Consider the following 16,350-nt stretch of genomic DNA (forward strand, 5'->3'; position numbering starts at 1 on the left):
GCTCATGCCATGTCTCCCCGCTCAATCGCCAGTTCACGCACGGTGGTCACGAACACCTCGGCGCGGTGGGCGTAGTTGCGGAACATGTCCAGGCTGGCACAAGCCGGGCTCAGCAGCACGGCGTCACCGGCTGAGGCCTGCTCGAAGGCCCAACGGGTGGCCGCCTCCAGGCTGTCGTGACGGGCCATCGGCAGCGCCTCGCCGGTGGGCGTGCGGACCTCGGCCAGCACCGCTTGCAAAGCCGGTGCGTCCTGACCGATCAGGGCCACGGCGCGCGCAAAGCGCCCCACCGGCTCGGCCAGCGGACCGAAGTCCTGGCCCTTGCCGTCGCCCCCCAGGATGACGACCAGCTTGCCTGGCGCCAGATCGGCCCCCAGGCCCAGCAAGGCCGCCACGGTGGCGCCCACATTGGTGCCCTTGGAGTCGTCGATCGCGTCCACGCCACCGACGGTGGTGACGTGCTCGACACGGTGCGGCTCGCCGCGGTACTCGCGCAGGCCGTGCAGCATCGGCGCCAGAGGGCAGCCAATCGCCGTGGACAGCGCCAAGGCCGCCAGGGCGTTGGACGCGTTGTGGCGCCCACGGATGCGCAGCGCGTCGGCGGGCATCAGGCGTTGCAGGATGATCTCATGCTGCTCACCCTTCTTGAGCTTGAGCGTCGGATCGGCCTCGCGGGCGCGCACCAGCCAGGCCATGCCGGACTCGGTCACCAGACCGAAGTCACCCGGATGCTGAGGCATGTCCAGACCGAAGCGCACCACCTGGCGGTGCACCAGTTTGGCGGGGCGGCCACGCACGCCCGACTTGATGACCTCGGGCGGCGGGACCATGGCGGCCACTTCCGGGTCATCGCGGTTGATCACCATCACGGCCTGTTTGCCGTAGATGCGGGCCTTGGCGGCGGCATACGCGGCCATCGAACCGTGCCAGTCGAGGTGATCCTGGGTGATGTTGAGCACCACGGCCGCATCCGGCTCGAAGTTGCTCACGCCATCGAGTTGGAAGCTCGACAGCTCCAGCACCCAGGCTTCAGGCAAGACTTCAAAGGTCGGGGCAGCGGGCGTCGGCGGGGCCAGTTCGATCAGCGGCGCATCGGCGTCCTCGCTCAGCGGTGCCACGGCGGGCGCCTCCTCGTCGGGCGATGTCACGTCGGCGTGCGCCGGTTCGTCATCGGCCGAAGCCTCGATGACCGACGAGGCATCGCCCTCACCCAGATCGGGCTCGGTCTGCACCGACGTGGCGCCCGACTCGGCCTGACCGGGCAACACAGACGCATCACCACCGAAAGCCAGCTCGGTCTGCTCGGCCGCCGACTCACGTGCCGGCTCGGCGTCCAGCGCCACACGCAGCGTGTCGAGCAAGGTTGGGCCGATGTTGCCGGCCATGCCCACGCGCAGGCCCGCGCGCTCGATGAGCTGGGCGGTCAGCGAGGTCGTCGTGGTCTTGCCATTCGTGCCAGTGATGGCCACCACCTTGGGTGCATAGCCCAGATCGGTCTTCAGGTCGGCCAGGGCCGAGGCGAACAGCGACAACTCACCGCGCACCGGGATGCCCAGCGCGTCAGCGCGGGCCGTCAGCGCGGCCACGGCCGGGTCGTTGGGCATCAGTCCCGGGCTCTTGAGCACCAGGTTCACGCCGTCGAGCAAAGCCACGTCCAGGCCCTGGTGCAGTGTGGCAGCCGGCACGTCGGCGGCCAGCGTGCCCGCCTGCGGGGGCGTCGCACGCGTGTCGGCCACGCGCACGTGGGCGCCGCACCGGGCGCACCAGCGCGCCATGGCCAGGCCCGAGTCACCCAGACCCAGGATCAGCACGGTGAGGTCACGAAGGTAGTGCATGGCGTTCGATCAGCGCAGCTTGAGGGTGGACAGGCCCAGCAGGCACAGCAGCATGGTGATGATCCAGAAGCGGACCACGACCTGCGTTTCTTTCCAGCCGGATTTTTCGAAGTGGTGGTGCAGCGGCGCCATCAGCAGGATGCGGCGGCCTTCGCCGTACTTGCGCTTCGTGTACTTGAAGTAGGTGACTTGGGCCATGACGGACAGGGCCTCGACCACGAACACGCCGCCCATGAAGGCCAGCACGATTTCCTGGCGCACGATGACGGCGATGGTGCCCAGGGCGCCGCCGAGCGCGAGCGCCCCCACGTCACCCATGAAGACCTGGGCCGGGTAGGCGTTGAACCACAGGAAGGCCAGGCCCGCGCCCGACAAGGCCGCGCAGAACACCAGCAACTCGCCCGCGCCGGGAATGTGCGGCAGCTGCAGGTACTTGGCGAACACGGCGTTGCCGGTGACGTAAGCGAAGATGCCCAGGGCGCCGGAGACCATGACCACCGGCATGATGGCCAGGCCGTCCAGGCCGTCGGTCAGGTTGACCGCGTTGCTGGTGCCCACGATGACGATGTAAGTCAGCACCATGAAGCCCCACACGCCCAGCGGGTAGCTGATGGTCTTGAAGAAGGGCACGATCAAGTCGGCCTTGGGCGGCAGCTCGTTGGAGAAGCCCGAGGCCACCCAGTTGCCGAACAGCTCGATCACGCGCAGCGCGTTGACCTCGGAGACGCTGAAGGCCAGGTAGATGGCAGCAATCAGGCCGATCACCGACTGCCAGAAGTACTTCTCACGCGAGCGCATGCCCTCGGGGTCCTTGAGCACGACCTTGCGCCAGTCATCGACCCAGCCAATGGCGCCAAAGCCCGTGGTCACGATCATCACGATCCACACGAAGCGGTTGGCCCAATCGAACCACAACAGCGTCGACAGGCCGATGGACAGCAGGATCAGCACCCCGCCCATCGTGGGCGTGCCGCGCTTGGCGAGGTGGCTCTGCATCCCGTATTCGCGGATGGGCTGGCCGACCTTGAGCTCGGTGAGCTTGCGGATCACATAGGGGCCCAGGACCAGGCCGATCAGCAAGGCGGTGACCGACGCCATGACCGCGCGGAAGGTCAGGTACTGAAAGACCCGCAGGAAGCCCCACTCGGGGTTGAGGCTTTGCAGCCACATGGCCAGGTTAAGCAGCATGGGCAGCTCCTGTCAGGGCGGCGACGACTTGTTCCATCTTCATGAATCGAGAACCTTTGACCAGCACCGAGCCCACCGCAGGGGCCTGGTCTGGGGTCGGCAGCGCCGCGACGAGGTCGGCGCCAGTGGGGAAATGACGGGCGGACGGGCCGTAGGCCTGCGCCGCATGGGCACACAGCTCACCGGCCGTCCAGACATGTTCGATGCCGCGTTCGCGGGCGTAGTGGCCGACTTCGGCGTGGAAGGCAGGGCCTTGTGAGCCCACCTCACCCATGTCGCCCAGCACCAGCCAGTGCGGGCTCGGCAAGCCGGCCAGCATGTCGATGGCGGCGCGCACGGAATCGGGGTTGGCGTTGTAGCTGTCATCGACCAGCGTGATCGCGCGACCATGCAGGCTGAGCGAACGCAGCTGCGAGCGGCCCTTGACGGGCTCGAAGGACTGCAAGCCTTGCGCGATCAGGCTCAAGGGCACGCCCGCACCCAAGGCAGCGGCCGTGGCGGCCAGGGCGTTGCGCACATTGTGCTGACCGGCCATGTGCAGGTGGAACGTGGCCTCGCCCATCGGCGTGCGCACGCTCAGCTGCCAGTGTGGCTGGGGCTCGGCCACCCAGTCGGCAGCCGCCAGCGTGACGGCGGCCTCGCCCTCGGTGGCAAAGTCGATGACCTGGCGGCCCTGGGCCAGCTCGTGCCAGATCGAGGTGTAGGCGTCATCGGCCGGGAAGACCGCCACGCCGTCGCACGACAGGGCCTGCAGCACGGCCCCGTTTTCACGCGCCACGGCCTCGACCGTGTGCATGAACTCCTGGTGCTCGCGCTGGGCGTTGTTGACCAGGCCCACGGTGGGGGCGGCCAGCGCGGCCAGCTGCGCGATTTCCCCGGGATGGTTCATGCCCAGCTCAACCACCGCACAGCGGTGCACGCCTTCGCGCAGGCGCAGCAAGGTCAGCGGCACACCGATGTCGTTGTTGAAGTTGCCCGCCGTGGCCAGGGCCGCATCGGCGTCGCCTTGTGCCGTCATCCAGGTGCGCAAGATGGCCGCGATCATCTGGGTGACCGTGGTCTTGCCATTGCTGCCGGTCACGCCGATCAGCGGCATCTCGAAGCGGGCGCGCCAGCCGGCGGCCAGCCAGCCCAGTGCCGCCCGGGTGTCGGTGACGGTCAGGCCCGGCAGGCCGCACTCGGTGACGCCACGCTGGCCGATCACGGCAGCAGCCCCCGACTGCGCCACCTGAGGCAGGAAGTCGTGCGCGTCATAGCGCTCGCCGCACAGGGCCACGAACAGGTCACCGGTCTGCAGGGTGCGGGTGTCGGTGTGCACGCGACCGATCGGCGTGGTCGGGTCCCCGGTCAGCACCGCATCGGGCAGCAGGCTGTGGGCCAAACCCAGGGTCATCATCGGCGTGCTCATGGCTCACCTCGCTGTGCCAGTGCGGCCACGGCCTCGTCGACATCGCTGAACGGGGTTTTGACCCCGGCGATCTCCTGTGTGGCCTCGTGGCCCTTGCCGGCCAGCAGCACCACATCATTGGCGGCTGCATCACGCAGCGCGTGGCGGATGGCGGCCCGGCGGTCGTCGATCACGTCGATGCGCTCGCGGCCGGCCACGCCGGCCAGGATCTGCGACAGGATGAAGGCAGGCGACTCGCTGCGCGGGTTGTCGCTGGTCAGCACGACCTGGTCGGCGTACTGCTCGGCCACGGCGCCCATCATCGGGCGCTTGACCGGGTCGCGGTCGCCACCGCAGCCGAACACGCACCACAGCTTGCCACCGCGGGCCTCGGCCACCGGACGCAGGGCGTGCAGCGCCTTGAGCAGGGCATCGGGCGTGTGGGCGTAGTCCACGAGCACCAGCGGCTGATGGGCTCGCGCGGGGACCAGTTGCATGCGGCCCGGCACCGGCTGCAGACCGCTGCAGGCCTGGGCCGCGTCGGCCAACGAAACGCCCAGGGCGCGCAAGGCGCCCAGCACGGCCAGCAGGTTGGCCACATTGAAACTGCCGATGACGGGGGCATGCACCACGCCGCGCGCGACCACGTCGTGCAGGGACTCGGCGCGCTCGACCACGGTGAAGCGCACGCCTTGTGCCTCATAGCTCAGATCCTGAGCCTGCAGGCGCACTGGGCCCTGCAGGCCATAGGTCCAGACATCGAGGTGCCGGCTGCGGGCATGATCGGCCAGCCCCTGGCCCATCGGGTCATCCTGGTTGATGACGGCGGCCTTCAGGCCCGGCCAGTCGAACAGCGCACGCTTGGCCAGCCAGTAGGCCTCCATGCTCTCGTGATAGTCGAGGTGGTCCTGCGTGAAGTTGGTGAACTGCGCCACGGCAATGTGCGTGGCGTGCAGGCGCAGCTCTTCGATGCCGATCGACGAGGCCTCGATGGCCGCGGCCTGCAGGCCCTGGTCGACGAAGCGACGGAAGGTGGCGTGCAGCGTGATCGGATCGGGGGTGGTCAGGCCGGTGGACACCACCGCGCCCACCTCGCCCACGCCCAGGGTACCGACGACCCCACAGGGGCGCCCCAGCGCGGACAAGGCCTGCGCCGTCCACCACGAGGTCGAGGTCTTGCCATTGGTGCCGGTGACGGCCACCACCTGCAACTCGGCGCTGGGCTCGCCATAGAAGCCATGGGCGATCTCGGCGCTGCGGGCCTTGAGACCGGGCACGGCGGCCACCCGGGGATCGTCAAAGCCAAAGGCCTCCACGCCCTCTGCCTCGACGAGGCAGGCACGTGCGCCCTGGCTCAGGGCCTGCGCCACGAAGGCACGGCCATCGCGGGCGGCGCCCGGCCAGGCGATGAAGCCCAGCCCCCCAGCCGCGCCCGGCGCCACCTGACGGCTGTCAACCGTCAGGGCGGTCACGCCCTGCGCGCGCAACCAGGCCAGCGCCTGGGTGGTGTCTGCGAGATGAAGAAGGGTTTGACTCATCAGAAACTCTCCACTTCGCCGGGCTCGGTCGAGATGATCTGCGACTGCACCTCGATGTCGGGCAGCACCCCCAGGCGGTTGAGTGTTTGCTGCACCACCTGGCTGAACACCGGCGCGGCCACCAGGCCGCCGTAGTACTGCCCGTTGCTGGGCTCGTCGACCATCACCGCGACGATGATGCGTGGCTTGCTGATGGGCGCGATGCCCACGAACCAGGAACGGTACTTGTTGCTCGCATAGCCGCGGCCTTCCTGCTTGTGCGCCGTGCCGGTCTTGCCGCCCACGCTGTAGCCCAGGGCCTGGGCGCGAGGTGCGGTTCCGCCCGGGCCGGTCGACAGCTGCAGCATTTCGCGCACGGCGCGGGCCGTCTCCGGCGAGATCACCCGGGCGCCACGCACCTGCACCGGCTCGTCCTGCGCGGCAGGCGCCGGATGTGACGCGACCGCCTCCGGGCGGAAGGCGGTCTTGAAGGCGAGCGTGGGGCGGGGTCCATCCCCCTCGGCCGTGAGCGGTGGCCGCTCTCCCTCCCCCTGATCCCGTTTGATCATGCTCATGGGGATGAGCTCGCCATCGGTGGCGAAGATGCTGTAAGCCTGCGCGATCTGGAACAGGCTGGACGACAGGCCGTAGCCGTAACTCATCGTGACCTGCTCGATGCGGCGCCACGATTTATAAGGACGCAAACGACCCGAAACCGCGCCGGGGAAACCCAGTTGCGGCTTCTTGCCCAGGCCGACGGACGAGAACATCTCCCACATCTCGCGCGGCTGCATCTGCAAGGCCAGCCTGGCGGTGCCGACGTTGCTGGACTTCTGGATCACCTGCGCCACCGTGAGGTCGCCCTTGGGGTGGGTGTCCGAAATGGTCGAACCGTCGATGGTGAGGCGCCCGGCGGCCGTGTCCAGCACGGTGGTGGGCCGCACACGCCGGGTTTCCAGCGCCAGCGCCACGGTGATGGGCTTCATGGTCGAGCCGGGCTCGAAGGTGTCGGTCAGCGCGCGGTTGCGCAGCTGCGCCCCGGTCAGGTTACGACGGTCTTCCGGGGTGTAGCTGGGCACGTTGGCCAGCGCCAGCACCTCGCCGCGCACGGCGTCGAGCACCACCACACTGCCAGCCTTGGCTTTGTGCGCCTTCACGGCGTCGCGGATGCTCTGGTAGGCGTAGAACTGAATTTTGGCGTCGAGCGAGAGTTGCACGGCCTGGCCATTTTCAGCCGGCACCAACTCGCCCACCGACTCGACGGCACGGCCCAGGCGGTCCTTGATGACGTGGCGCGAACCATCGCGGCCGGCCAGCTGGTTCTGATAGGCCAGCTCGATGCCCTCTTGGCCCTCGTCTTCGATGTTGGTGAAGCCAACCACATGGGCCGCGGCCTCGCCTTCAGGGTACTGGCGCTTCCACTCGCGCAGCTCGTACACGCCCTTGATCTTGAGTGCGGCCACGGACTGTGCGACCTCGTCGTCCACCTTGCGGCGCAGCCAGACGAAGTTGGGGTTGGACTTCAGGCGCTTTTGCAGATCGGCCGGCGGCATCTTCAGCAGGCGGGCCAGTTCACGGACCTGCTCGGGCGTGGCCTTGAGGTCTTTGGGGATGGCCCACAAAGACGGCGCGGGCACGCTGGAGGCCAGCAGCTCGCCATTGCGGTCGAGGATGCGGCCGCGGTTGGCCTGCAGCTCGATGCGGCGCTCGTAGCGGTTGGCACCCTGCTGCTGGAAGAAGTCGTTGTGGATGATCTGGATCCAGGCGGCACGCCCGATCAGCACGGCAAAGCCCAGGCCGATGGCGCCGATGAGGAACTTCACGCGCCACACGGGCGTGCGCGAGGCCAGCAGCGGGCTGGTCGCGTAACGCATGGTGGGCATGGCCGCCGGGCCCTGCTTGCGCGGGCGACGGGCGACGCGACGCCACAGGTCAGCCAGGCGGCTCATGGGGCCACCTCCTGCACCTTGGCGGGCGAAGACGACAGCACCTGCCCCGACTCGGACAGCGCCACATAGTGGGTGCGTGCCGGCGAGTTGTCGAACATCTTGAGCTTGTCGCGCGCGAGCTTTTCGACGCGCAGCGGCGTGGCCTGGGCGCGCTTGTCGACCTGCAGGCGCTCGAACTCGATCTGCAGTTCGCTGGCCTGGGCGCGGGCCTTGTCCAGCGCGACGAACAGGCGGCGCGACTCATGGCTGCTGCCAATGAGCCAGTAGCTGCTCAGCAGCAGCGCCACGACCAGGGCGATGTTGAGGCGCAGGGTCATCGACGCCCTCCTCGTCCACCGGCCCTGGCACCACCCTTGCCACGCGGTGCGCGACCTGCTGACAATTCAGGCTCCGGCATCCAGGGCACGTCGGTGCGTTCGGCCACGCGCAGCACGGCCGAGCGCGAACGCGGGTTGGCCGCCACCTCATCGGCCGACGGCTTGACGCGTGCGATGGCGTGCAGCATCAGCGGCTTGGGCGTGGCAAAGGGCACGCGACGATCGACCTCTTCCTTGCTGTGCTTGGCGATGAAGGTCTTGACGATGCGGTCTTCCAGTGAGTGGAAGCTGATGACGGACAAGCGTCCGCCGGGTGCCAGCATCTTCAGGGCAGAGGCCAACGCGTCTTCGAGCTCGCCGAGCTCGCGGTTGACGTGAATCCGAAGAGCCTGGAAGGTACGGGTGGCGGGGTCTTGGCCGACTTCACGGGTTTTGACCGTACGAGCCACGACCGCGGACAACTCGCCTGTGGTGCGCACAGGCTGGCCTTCATCGCGACGAGCGACAAGCGCCTTTGCAATGGGCCAAGCAAACCGTTCTTCTCCATAGGTGCGAATCACCTCCGTCAGTTCGTCGACCGAGGCCCGAGCCAGGAAATCGGCCGCGCTCTCGCCCTGGGTGGTGTCCATGCGCATGTCGAGCGGCGCATCGAAACGGAAACTGAAGCCGCGCTCGGGGTTGTCGATCTGAGGCGACGACACACCGATGTCCATCAGCAGACCGTGCACCGGCCCCAGGCCCAGATCGGCGATCACCTCGGCCCACGACGAGAACGGCGCGTGCACGATCTGGAAGCGCGGATCGGTGATGGCATCGGGCCCTTGCGTGGCATGGGCAATGGCTTCGGGATCGCGATCGAGCGCGACCAGGCGGGCCTCAGGCCCCAGCTTGGACAGGATCAGACGCGAGTGACCGCCGCGGCCAAAGGTAGCGTCCACATAGACGCCCTGTGGGTGCGGACCGACGGCCGGATCCCACAAACCATCGACTGCCTCGTGCAGCAGAACGGTCCGATGCTGCCAAGGGGAAGTGACCTGTTGCATCGCGTCAGAAGGTGAAGTCCTGCAACGCGTCGGGCATGGCTTGCGCCATGACTTCGGCCTCGTGCGCGGCGTAGCGCTGCGCGTCCCACAACTCGAAGTGGCTGCCCATGCCCAGCAGCATCACGTCCTTGCTCAGGCCGGCGGCGGCACGCAGCTCGGGAGCGACCAGCACACGGGAGGCGGCGTCGATGTCCACGTCCTGGGCGTTGCCCAGAAAGATGCGCTTCCAGCCCGAGGCGGACATGGGCAAGGCGGCGACCTTGTCACGAAAGACCTCCCACGCCGGGCGCGGAAAGACCATCAGACAGCCCTCAGGATGCTTGGTGAGGGTGAGCTGGCCATTGCACAGGGCTTGCAGGGCGTCGCGATGGCGCGCCGGGACGGCCAAGCGTCCCTTGGCGTCCAGCGACAGCGCTGATGCTCCCTGAAAGACCAGACTCACACAAAACCCCACGAATTTGCACTAAATCCCACTTTACCCGATGCCGACTCACTCGAACAGTCCAGAAGCGAAAAATTTCCAATGAAATCAAAGACTTAGAGTTGATTTGTTGGCAAATTGTGCGAGAAAAAGTCGTTATGAATCAACGACCTGCAAAAGGGTCTGGAAGTGCTTCATGAGGAGCATCCCCCATCAGCGTGGGGTAAACACTCCCCTCGATCGGGCCCCGTTCATCCTCACGACCTGAGCCGGATCAAGGCCATGGTTGCGAATGAATCGCATTTGTCGCGGGAGTGGTCGTGGGCCCGGCGCTTGTCGGCCGCCGCCTTCAAGACGTACACTGTGCGTTGCTCCGGGGTGTGCCGCACACGTGATGTGTGTGGGCGCTGAGATGGCATCGTGCCGAACCCGCTGAACTTGATCCGGTTCATACCGGCGAAAGAAGAGCCGTCTCTGCCAGAGGCCCGACCCGGTGCCGAAGGTGGGTGCCGCCCTTCCAGTGTGCGGCACGCCGCCACTGGCCAGGCCTGTTTGTGCACCCCACCCTCGTCTGCCCGTTGACGGCCCCTTGCGGCGTCCCTCGGAGCTTGTGTTGCCCCACTTGCTGCCCAGGAGAGACGCCCATGAATGCCCCCGACCCGATCGTTGCCCAGCAGGCGCTGGCCGAGCTGACCCGCCTGACGCGCGAGCCCCTGCCCGCCTCCCGCAAGGTCTATGTGGAGGGCCGCCACCCTGGCGTGCGCGTGCCGATGCGCGAGGTGGCGCTGACCAACGGGGAGGGCGTCACCCTGTACGACTGCTCGGGCCCCTACACCGACCCGAACGTCGAGATCGACGTGACCCGCGGCCTGCCGCCGGTGCGAGAAGCCGCCGTGGTGGCACGCGGCGACACCGAAACCTACGCGGGCCGCAGCGTGCAGGCGATGGACGACGGCCTGCAGCCCGGCGAGCGCCATGACGCGCACATGGCCGCCTTGCGTGCCGCCGCTCAAGGCCTGCAGCGCCAGCCCCGCCGCGCCCAGGCCGGCGCCAACGTGACGCAGATGCACTACGCGCGCCGCGGCATCGTCACGCCCGAGATGGAGTTCGTGGCGCTGCGCGAGAACCAGCGACGCCTGGACCTGGCCGAAGACTGGCGCAGCCGCTACAGCCAAGATGCCGAGCGCGAAGCCCGCCTGCGCGGCCACCCGATGGGCGCGATGATCCCGCGCGAGATCACGCCCGAGTTCGTGCGCGATGAAGTGGCCCGGGGTCGCGCCGTGATCCCCGCCAACATCAACCACACCGAACTGGAGCCGATGGCCATTGGCCGCAACTTCCTGGTCAAGGTCAACGCCAACATCGGCAACTCGGCGGTGAGTTCGTCGATCGAAGAAGAAGTGGAGAAACTGGTGTGGTCGATCCGCTGGGGCGCCGACACCGTGATGGACCTGTCCACCGGCAAGCACATCCACACCACGCGCGACTGGATCGTGCGCAACAGCCCGGTGCCCATCGGCACGGTGCCCATCTACCAGGCCCTCGAAAAGGTGGGCGGTGTGGCCGAGGATCTCAGCTGGGCCATCTTCCGCGACACGCTGATCGAGCAGGCCGAGCAAGGGGTGGACTACTTCACCATCCACGCCGGCCTGCGCCTGCCCTTCATCCCGATGACCGCCAACCGGCGCACCGGCATCGTCTCGCGCGGCGGCTCGATTCTGGCGAAATGGTGCATGGCCCATCACCAGGAGAACTTCCTGTTCACGCACTTCGAAGAGATCTGCGAGATCATGAAGGCCTACGACGTGACCTTCTCGCTGGGCGATGGCCTGCGCCCGGGTTGCCTGTCGGACGCCAACGACGAGGCCCAGTTTGCCGAGCTGCGCACCCTGGGCGAGCTCACGCAGATTGCCTGGCGGCACGATGTGCAAACGATCATCGAAGGCCCCGGCCATGTGCCCATGCACCTGATCCAGGCCAACATGGACGAGCAGCTCAAACACTGCCACGAAGCGCCTTTCTACACCCTGGGCCCGCTGACCATCGACATCGCGCCGGGCTATGACCACATCGCCTCGGCCATTGGCGCGGCCATGATCGGCTGGATGGGCACGGCCATGCTCTGCTACGTGACGCCCAAGGAGCACCTGGGCCTGCCCAACCGTGACGACGTCAAGCAGGGCCTGATCGCCTACAAGATCGCCGCCCACGCGGCCGACATCGCCAAGGGCCATCCGGGGGCGCGGGCGCGCGACGACGCACTCTCGCAGGCGCGCTTCGACTTCCGCTGGCAGGACCAGTTCAACCTGGGTCTGGACCCCGAGACAGCGCGTGACTTCCACGACGAGACCCTGCCCAAGGACGCTGCCAAGGTGGCGCACTTTTGCTCGATGTGCGGGCCCAAGTTCTGCTCGATGAAGATCACGCAGGAGGTGCGCGAGTTCGCCCAGACGCAAGGGCTCAGCGCGCAGCAGGCGTTGACGCAAGGCATGAGCGAGATGTCGGCGCAGTTCAAGGAAGGCGGCGCGCAGCTCTACATCCCGATCCAGCCAGCCCCCACCCAGGCCTGAGCCCGCAAGGAGTCTGTCATGCAAAGCACACTGGGGACCCACCCTGGCCCGCGTCTGCGCATCGGCATCGCCGGGGCCGGACTGCTGGGGCGACTGCTGGCCTGGACCCTGGCCCACCAGGGCCATCAGGTCAGCGTCTTCGACCCCGCCGCGGGGCCACACCCCTCGTTCGACGGCCAAGGCGCGGCCGGCTTCACCGCCGCCGGCATGCTCAGCCCCCTGGCTGAGCTGGAGACCGCCGAGCCCGATGTGGCCGAACGCGGCTGGGATGCGATCACGCGCTGGGCCGAGATCCGCGCCGACATGGCGCTGCGCCAGCCAATCGCCCCTCACTTTGCCCGCGAGGGCAGCCTGATGGTCGCGCACCGCCCGGACCTGGGCGCGGCGCGACGGGTGCTCTCCCGACTCGATGCGCTGACGCACGAGCGGGCCGCACCGTATCGACCGCAAGCGCTGGATGCACCCCAACTCCAGTCACTGGAGCCCGACTTGCACAGCACCCTGGGCCCGCTGCACGCCTGGCTGCTGCCCGGCGAAGGGCAGATCGATGCCGCGGCCATGATGCAGGGCCTGCAGGCCGATGCGCCGGGCGTTGCCTGGCATTGGGGACGCGCGGTGCGCCAGATCGGCCCCGGCTACCTGAGTCTGGCCGATGAGGCCAGCCCCCCGAGGCGGCGCTTTGACTGCGTGTTCGATGTGCGCGGCGTGGGCGCCCGTCCCGAGGCACCCGTGCGCGGGGTGCGCGGCGAGGTCGTCTGGCTGCATGCGCCCGGGCTGGAGTTGCAGCGGCCCGTGCGCCTGCTGCACCCGCGCCACCGCGTCTACATCGTGCCGCGCCCCGGCGACGTGGTGCTGGTCGGGGCCAGCGAGATCGAAAGCGAAGACCGCTCGCCGATGTCGCTGCGCAGCGCCGTCGAGCTGATGGCCGCCGCCCACAGCGTGCTGCCCGGCCTGGCCGAGGCCCGCATCCTGCGCCTGGACACCAACCTGCGCCCCGCCCTGCCCGACAACCGCCCCGAGGTCCACACCGAGCCGGGCCTGGTGCGCCTCAACGGCCTGTACCGCCACGGCTGGCTGCTGGCCCCCTCGGTGGTCGACGAGGCCCTGGGGCGCATCGGCCTGGGTCCGACGCAGGACCTCATCGATGCCACCGCACCGCGTCCCCACGCCCTTGCCCCCCTTGCCGTGTGATGCCATGTCCGACCTGATCACCATCCACAGCGACCACGGCCCCGTACAGCTGCCCGCCGGCAGCACGCTGGCCACCGCCCTGACTCACATCCTGAGCCTGACCGGACAGGACGCCCACGGCGTCGCCACCGCCGTCAATGGCGTGTTCGTGCCGCGTGCCTCACGCGCCAGCCACCCGCTGGCCGATGGCGACGCGGTGCTGTGCTTTTCACCCATCACCGGAGGCTGAACCGATGTCATCCACGCCCCACCCCACCGACGACACCTGGCAGATCGGCGACACCCCCTTGAGCAGCCGCTTCCTGTTGGGCACGGCCGGTTACCCGTCGCCGGACGCCCTGCGCCTGGCCATCCTGGCCTCGGGCAGCCAGGTGCTGACCCTGGGCCTGCGGCGCACCCTGGCCGTGCCCGGCAGCAGCGACAACGGCTTTGTGCAGATCATCCGCGACACCGCCCGCCAGCACGGCGCCCACCTGCTGCCCAACACCGCAGGCTGCCGCAGCGCCCGCGAGGCCATCACCCTGGCCCACATGGCGCGCGAGCTGCTGGGCACCCACTGGATCAAGCTGGAGGTGGTCGGTGACGAACAGACCCTGCAGCCCGACCCGTTCGAGCTGGTCACGGCTGCGGCACAGCTGGTCCGCGATGGCTTCGAAGTGCTGCCCTATTGCACCGATGACCTGGTCAGCGCACGTCGCCTGGTCGATGCTGGCTGCCGCATCCTCATGCCCTGGGCCGCCCCCATCGGTTCGGGCCTGGGCCTGCTCAACCCCTGGGCGCTGCGCACCTTGCGCGCCCGCCTGCCCGACATCACCCTGATCGTGGACGCGGGCCTGGGCGCCCCCTCGCACGCTGCCGCCGCGATGGAGCTGGGCATGGACGCGGTGTTGCTGAACTCGGCCGTGTCACAGGCGCACGATCCGGTGCGCATGGCGCGCGCCTTCCGTCGTGCGGTGCAAGCGGGCCGGGATGGCCATCGCGCGGGCCTGATGGCCACCAGCGACGTCGCCATCGCCTCCACGCCAGTGAGCGGCCAACCCTTTGTCCTGCCATGAGCGCCGACCTGCCTGCCGACCTGCCTGCCGACCTGCCGCTCGCGCCGGAAGCTGCGCTGGCGCCCTCATACCGTGCGGGTCCGCCGGTAGTCTGGAGCATTGCGGGACTGGACACCGCAGGCGGCGCCGGACTGAGCGCCGACCAACGTGCGGCCGACGCCCTGGGCGTGCACCTGTGCCCGGTGGTGAGCGCCTTGACCGCGCAGCATTCGCGCGGGGTCGAGGCGGTGTTTCCCGTGCCCGCCGAACAGCTGGAGCGCCAGCTGCAGGCCCTGGCCGGCGACCTGCCGCCGCGCGCCATCAAGACCGGCCTGCTGGGCAGTGTGGCCGCCATCGAGGCCGTGGCTCGCTGGGTGGACCGATGGCGTGCGCTGGCCCCGCCCGGCGCCGACCCGCATCGCCAACTGGCCCTGATCGTGGACCCGGTGCTGGGGGCCAGCGCGGGTGGCGCCGCGTTCAGCGACGACGCCATCGTGGCCGCCTACCGGAGCCTGCTGCTGCCCCGCGCCACCGTGCTCACACCCAACCGGGCCGAGGCGCGGCGCCTGCTGGGCAAGCCCGCCGAACATGGGGGGCCGGCCGACGCTGTGCCGGACCTGGGCCGCGCCCTGCGGGCTCTGGGCGCACACAGCGTGGTGATCACCGGCGGCGATGCCCCCACCGGGACGTCGCACGGCGGCACTGCGGCATCGGCACACTGCCTGGACTGGCTGGACACGCCTCATGCCCGGGGCTGGCTGACCGCGCCCCGCGTGTCCACACCCCACACCCACGGCACCGGCTGCACCTTGGCGAGCGGCGTGGCAGCGGCCTGGGCGCTCGGCCATGTGGCAGCCGACGCCATCGTGCTGGCCAGGATGCTCACGCACCACGCCCTGATGCGTGCGCATGCGGCGGGCCAGGGCGCCGGCCCGGTGAAGGCCGACGCCGACTTTGCGGTCGGCGCCGCGGCGGGTGGTGCCCCCCTGCCCTGGCTGGGTCTGGGGGAGGCGCTGCCCTGGCAGCTGACGCTGGGAGATGCCCGAGGCGAGGTGCCGTCCCCGCTGTTCCAGCCCTTTGTCCCGCCCGCCGACGGGCTCTACGGCATCGTACCGGACAGCGACCAGTTGGGCCACGCCCTGCAGGCGGGTTGGCGCTGCGTGCAATTGCGCCACAAGACCCGCGCAGGCCTGTGGCCACACCTGCACGAGAGCCTGGCAGTCAGTCAGGCCCATGGCGCGACGCTCTTCGTCAACGACCACTGGCGGGAGGCGCTGCAGGCCTTGCGCGACCGCCCGGCAAGCCAGACCTCCGAGCCCCCCCCGCCCGCCGCCGTGGGCCTGCACCTCGGCCAGGAAGACCTGCTTGCCCTCGACGAGGCCGACCGCCACACGCTGCTGACCGCACGCCACCGCCTCATGCTGGGCCTGAGCTCACACAGCCTGTGGGAGCTGGCCCGCGCTGCCGGTTGCGGTGCCAGCCTGATCGCCTGCGGACCGGTCCAGCCCACCACCACCAAGGACATGCCCTGGCTGCCGCAAGGCGCCGACAACCTGAGCTGGTGGGTGCGCCACAGCCCGGCCCCGGTGGTGGCCATCGGCGGCCTGCTCACCCCCGAGGATGTGGCCGACGTGGCGCGCTGCCACCCTGCCGCCGTCTGCATCGTGCGGGGTCTGGGGCACAGCCCCGCCGAGATGCGCGCCCGGCTGCCTGCGCTGCAGCAGGCCTGGCAGCGCGCTCGCCACACGTCCCAGCCCGAGGCCCCGCCCCTGCCTCACCCCTGCCTGCCCACATCCCCCCGGGTAAGCCCCGAAACAGGAAGATGCCCCCCGGTATGACAGACGCCTACACTGAGGCTTTCAGGACGACGAAGCCCTTGGCTCCGCCGCCTGGGAAAA

At 69.0% G+C, this 16,350-nt stretch carries 13 protein-coding genes and 1 riboswitch; of the genes, 5 read left to right on the forward strand and 8 right to left on the reverse strand.

Annotated elements, in window-relative coordinates; translation table 11 throughout:
• Nucleotides 1-2: 2 nt before the first annotated feature.
• The 8 genes from murD to mraZ are packed head-to-tail and all read right to left on the reverse strand — an operon-like array spanning nucleotide 3 to nucleotide 9,672.
• Nucleotides 3-1,835, reverse strand: a complete 1,833-nt coding sequence (murD, locus tag RBT42_RS02550; protein WP_320362274.1) for a UDP-N-acetylmuramoyl-L-alanine--D-glutamate ligase — start codon at nucleotides 1,833-1,835, stop codon at nucleotides 3-5.
• A gap of 9 nt (nucleotides 1,836-1,844) precedes the next feature.
• Nucleotides 1,845-3,023, reverse strand: a complete 1,179-nt coding sequence (mraY, locus tag RBT42_RS02555) for a phospho-N-acetylmuramoyl-pentapeptide-transferase (protein ID WP_320362275.1) — start codon at nucleotides 3,021-3,023, stop codon at nucleotides 1,845-1,847.
• A complete protein-coding gene (locus tag RBT42_RS02560) occupies nucleotides 3,013-4,431 on the reverse strand; it encodes a UDP-N-acetylmuramoyl-tripeptide--D-alanyl-D-alanine ligase (protein ID WP_320362276.1) in 1,419 nt (472 codons plus the stop codon). Before RBT42_RS02560 ends, mraY begins: the two co-directional genes overlap by 11 nt.
• Nucleotides 4,428-5,948 (reverse strand): UDP-N-acetylmuramoyl-L-alanyl-D-glutamate--2,6-diaminopimelate ligase, encoded by a 1,521-nt coding sequence (locus RBT42_RS02565; RefSeq protein ID WP_320362277.1) that lies wholly within the window; start codon nucleotides 5,946-5,948, stop codon nucleotides 4,428-4,430. The genes RBT42_RS02560 and RBT42_RS02565 overlap by 4 nt, the downstream gene beginning before the upstream one ends.
• Complete coding sequence (locus RBT42_RS02570; protein ID WP_413785831.1) at nucleotides 5,948-7,876, reverse strand: peptidoglycan D,D-transpeptidase FtsI family protein; 1,929 nt, start codon at nucleotides 7,874-7,876, stop codon at nucleotides 5,948-5,950. Before RBT42_RS02570 ends, RBT42_RS02565 begins: the two co-directional genes overlap by 1 nt.
• The gene (ftsL, locus tag RBT42_RS02575; RefSeq protein ID WP_320362278.1) at nucleotides 7,873-8,193 is read right to left on the reverse strand and encodes a cell division protein FtsL; all 321 of its coding nucleotides are present in this window, start codon (nucleotides 8,191-8,193) and stop codon (nucleotides 7,873-7,875) included. The genes RBT42_RS02570 and ftsL overlap by 4 nt, the downstream gene beginning before the upstream one ends.
• Nucleotides 8,190-9,236, reverse strand: a complete 1,047-nt coding sequence (gene rsmH / locus RBT42_RS02580) for a 16S rRNA (cytosine(1402)-N(4))-methyltransferase RsmH (RefSeq protein WP_320362280.1) — start codon at nucleotides 9,234-9,236, stop codon at nucleotides 8,190-8,192. Before rsmH ends, ftsL begins: the two co-directional genes overlap by 4 nt.
• Nucleotides 9,237-9,240: 4 nt before the next feature.
• Nucleotides 9,241-9,672 (reverse strand): division/cell wall cluster transcriptional repressor MraZ, encoded by a 432-nt coding sequence (mraZ, locus tag RBT42_RS02585; protein ID WP_320362328.1) that lies wholly within the window; start codon nucleotides 9,670-9,672, stop codon nucleotides 9,241-9,243.
• Nucleotides 9,673-10,021: 349 nt separating this feature from the next.
• A riboswitch (TPP riboswitch) is annotated at nucleotides 10,022-10,139 on the forward strand.
• A gap of 162 nt (nucleotides 10,140-10,301) precedes the next feature.
• Here mraZ and thiC point away from each other — a divergent pair.
• The 5 genes from thiC to RBT42_RS02610 are packed head-to-tail and all read left to right on the forward strand — an operon-like array spanning nucleotide 10,302 to nucleotide 16,290.
• On the forward strand, nucleotides 10,302-12,227 hold the full coding sequence (gene thiC / locus RBT42_RS02590; protein WP_320362281.1) for a phosphomethylpyrimidine synthase ThiC: 1,926 nt from the start codon (nucleotides 10,302-10,304) through the stop codon (nucleotides 12,225-12,227).
• An 18-nt stretch (nucleotides 12,228-12,245) separates the two neighbouring features.
• A complete protein-coding gene (locus RBT42_RS02595; protein ID WP_320362282.1) occupies nucleotides 12,246-13,418 on the forward strand; it encodes an FAD-dependent oxidoreductase in 1,173 nt (390 codons plus the stop codon).
• A gap of 4 nt (nucleotides 13,419-13,422) precedes the next feature.
• Entirely contained in the window at nucleotides 13,423-13,647 is a 225-nt protein-coding gene (thiS, locus tag RBT42_RS02600; RefSeq protein WP_320362284.1) for a MoaD/ThiS family protein, read from the forward strand.
• 4 nt (nucleotides 13,648-13,651) lie between these two features.
• A complete protein-coding gene (locus RBT42_RS02605; RefSeq protein WP_320362286.1) occupies nucleotides 13,652-14,473 on the forward strand; it encodes a thiazole synthase in 822 nt (273 codons plus the stop codon).
• Nucleotides 14,470-16,290, forward strand: a complete 1,821-nt coding sequence (locus tag RBT42_RS02610) for a bifunctional hydroxymethylpyrimidine kinase/phosphomethylpyrimidine kinase (RefSeq protein ID WP_320362288.1) — start codon at nucleotides 14,470-14,472, stop codon at nucleotides 16,288-16,290. The genes RBT42_RS02605 and RBT42_RS02610 overlap by 4 nt, the downstream gene beginning before the upstream one ends.
• The last annotated feature ends 60 nt before the right edge of the window (nucleotides 16,291-16,350 follow it).

This window comes from Aquabacterium sp. (assembly GCF_034003525.1).
Lineage (GTDB): Bacteria > Pseudomonadota > Gammaproteobacteria > Burkholderiales > Burkholderiaceae_C > Aquabacterium.

Excerpts from the sequence above, each read along its gene's own strand:
- murD (WP_320362274.1), bottom strand. The coding sequence starts at position 1,835 with ATGCACTACCTTCGTGACCTCACCGTGCTGATCCTGGGTCTGGGTGAC.
- mraY (WP_320362275.1), bottom strand. The coding sequence starts at position 3,023 with ATGCTGCTTAACCTGGCCATGTGGCTGCAAAGCCTCAACCCCGAGTGG.
- RBT42_RS02560 (WP_320362276.1), bottom strand. The coding sequence starts at position 4,431 with ATGAGCACGCCGATGATGACCCTGGGTTTGGCCCACAGCCTGCTGCCC.
- RBT42_RS02565 (WP_320362277.1), bottom strand. The coding sequence starts at position 5,948 with ATGAGTCAAACCCTTCTTCATCTCGCAGACACCACCCAGGCGCTGGCC.
- RBT42_RS02570 (WP_413785831.1), bottom strand. The coding sequence starts at position 7,876 with ATGAGCCGCCTGGCTGACCTGTGGCGTCGCGTCGCCCGTCGCCCGCGC.
- ftsL (WP_320362278.1), bottom strand. The coding sequence starts at position 8,193 with ATGACCCTGCGCCTCAACATCGCCCTGGTCGTGGCGCTGCTGCTGAGC.
- rsmH (WP_320362280.1), bottom strand. The coding sequence starts at position 9,236 with ATGCAACAGGTCACTTCCCCTTGGCAGCATCGGACCGTTCTGCTGCAC.
- thiC (WP_320362281.1), top strand. The coding sequence starts at position 10,302 with ATGAATGCCCCCGACCCGATCGTTGCCCAGCAGGCGCTGGCCGAGCTG.
- RBT42_RS02595 (WP_320362282.1), top strand. The coding sequence starts at position 12,246 with ATGCAAAGCACACTGGGGACCCACCCTGGCCCGCGTCTGCGCATCGGC.
- thiS (WP_320362284.1), top strand. The coding sequence starts at position 13,423 with ATGTCCGACCTGATCACCATCCACAGCGACCACGGCCCCGTACAGCTG.
- RBT42_RS02605 (WP_320362286.1), top strand. The coding sequence starts at position 13,652 with ATGTCATCCACGCCCCACCCCACCGACGACACCTGGCAGATCGGCGAC.
- RBT42_RS02610 (WP_320362288.1), top strand. The coding sequence starts at position 14,470 with ATGAGCGCCGACCTGCCTGCCGACCTGCCTGCCGACCTGCCGCTCGCG.